The sequence below is a fragment of the Microcystis sp. LE18-22.4A genome, assembly GCF_027531105.1.
Classification (GTDB): domain Bacteria; phylum Cyanobacteriota; class Cyanobacteriia; order Cyanobacteriales; family Microcystaceae; genus Microcystis; species Microcystis aeruginosa.
This window is the reverse complement of sequence record NZ_JAPZRB010000415.1, coordinates 1-1,709: the sequence shown is the minus strand read 5'-3', so window position 1 is coordinate 1,709 and position 1,709 is coordinate 1. Positions and strand designations below refer to the sequence as shown.

1 pseudogene is annotated in these 1,709 nt (G+C 31.4%); it reads right to left on the bottom strand.

From position 1 onward, the window contains the following. Positions 1-273: 273 nt before the first annotated feature. Positions 274-1,495 (bottom strand): annotated as a pseudogene (locus tag O9295_RS18275) (ISNCY family transposase). Positions 1,496-1,709: the final 214 nt, after the last annotated feature.

The window sequence follows — 1,709 nt, the reverse complement described above, 5'->3', positions numbered from 1 at the left end:
AGAGAACTTCTGTCTAATTATCATTTTTTTTCAAGATAATCATCATAATTAGCTTCAAGAGACAGTTTTAAAATATCTGCCCATAAAAAACTTATCTCAACTCATAAATTTAGCTGAAATTCTGACCTAATTTGTGGTTTTTTCAATGAATAAAATAATCTTTCCTTCTCTCGAAAAATTGACATTTTTAACTAGAATTTATTTTTTTGAGCGGGACATATTCGGTAAGAATAAACAAGAAAAACTCTGACCAATTCTTAAACCAAAAATATTTTAATAAAGTACGAATATCATTAAAAAAACTGGTGCGAGTAACTAATAACTCACGAATCTTTTGATAAGTATGATTAACTAAATCTAAAACGGTATGAAATAAAAAAGCTAGTAAATTTAAAGACAACAAGAACTCGCATAAATGACTTTGACCATGACCAAAATTATGTTCTAAATTATAACCGTGATTTTTAAGAACGTTATTTCCTTCATTCTCAACTTTCCATCTGCTGCGTCCAGCTTTGACAATTTTTTCAACATTATTTTCAGTAATTTGATGATTGGTAATCCAATTATTTTGATAGATAATTTTCTGTGTTTTTTCATTAATGACCGTGACTTCACACCAATTAACTTCGAGACTTGACTCGACCTCTCTCAGAGGAACTCTAGAAACATAACGATAACGATAAATGAGATTCTTTCGTCCATCCCATTGTTTCTTTTCTACGGTTTTAACTTCTCCACTTTTTTCTAAAAATTCTCGCCATTCATATAAGGTTTTATGAGAAGTTTCAAGACAAACAAAAATAAAATTATAACCTTGTTTTAGAGCTAACTCACAGATAGGTTGGCGAGAGTATAAGTCATCTCCTAACAGGGTTACAGGATAACCATACTTCTTTTGATGATTCTTATCTAACCATCTTTTAACAGCCGCATTTTCACAATCTTGTTTTTGCTGCCCATCTTGTTTTTTAATAAATTCTGGTTCTAAATTAATCACTTGTTTTTGCTCAGGAGAAACCACAATTGGCGTGACGCAACCATGAAAATAAGTTGTCGTTCCATTACGATGATTGCGGCAATTACAATGGGGACAACTAATTTTCTTTGAAGAAAAATATTCCGTACCATCTAAAGCTATTAAAATTTCCTCATCTAAGTAGAAAAATTTTTTAATAACTCCCTGTTTTTTTAACCATTGATAGACTTGTTGAAAAGAGCCAAATATTGTGGCAGCTGGGATAGGATCTAACAGGTTTCTGATTTGATTATCACAAGGTATTTTTTTGATACCAAATAAACTTGAAGCATTATCTTTTCCCTTACTACTTTTCATCAAACGTTGATGCTCTAAAAAAGAAGGTGACTGAGTAAAAAAAACCGAAAAAGCCGCCTTAACTGCATCTTCTACCTGATATTTGGTATTGTTTCCTGGTTTTCTGTCATCGGGTAAGTCATGTAATTCTTGAACTAAAAATTGTATTAATTCAGGAATTTCTCAAGTCACAGCCTTTTTCGTCATCGCAGAACAGTTTGATTAATTAATATTTCCAACTTAATAATTTTACCTCAACAGACAACAATCATCAATTTTTATTTGGTTCTCTTTCTGATGTAGAGAACTTTTGTTCTAGATTTCTCCCATCTTTCAAATATTTTGAGTATAAATACTCTATATACTCACTTCTCTGCGATGCAGTCGCACTCGC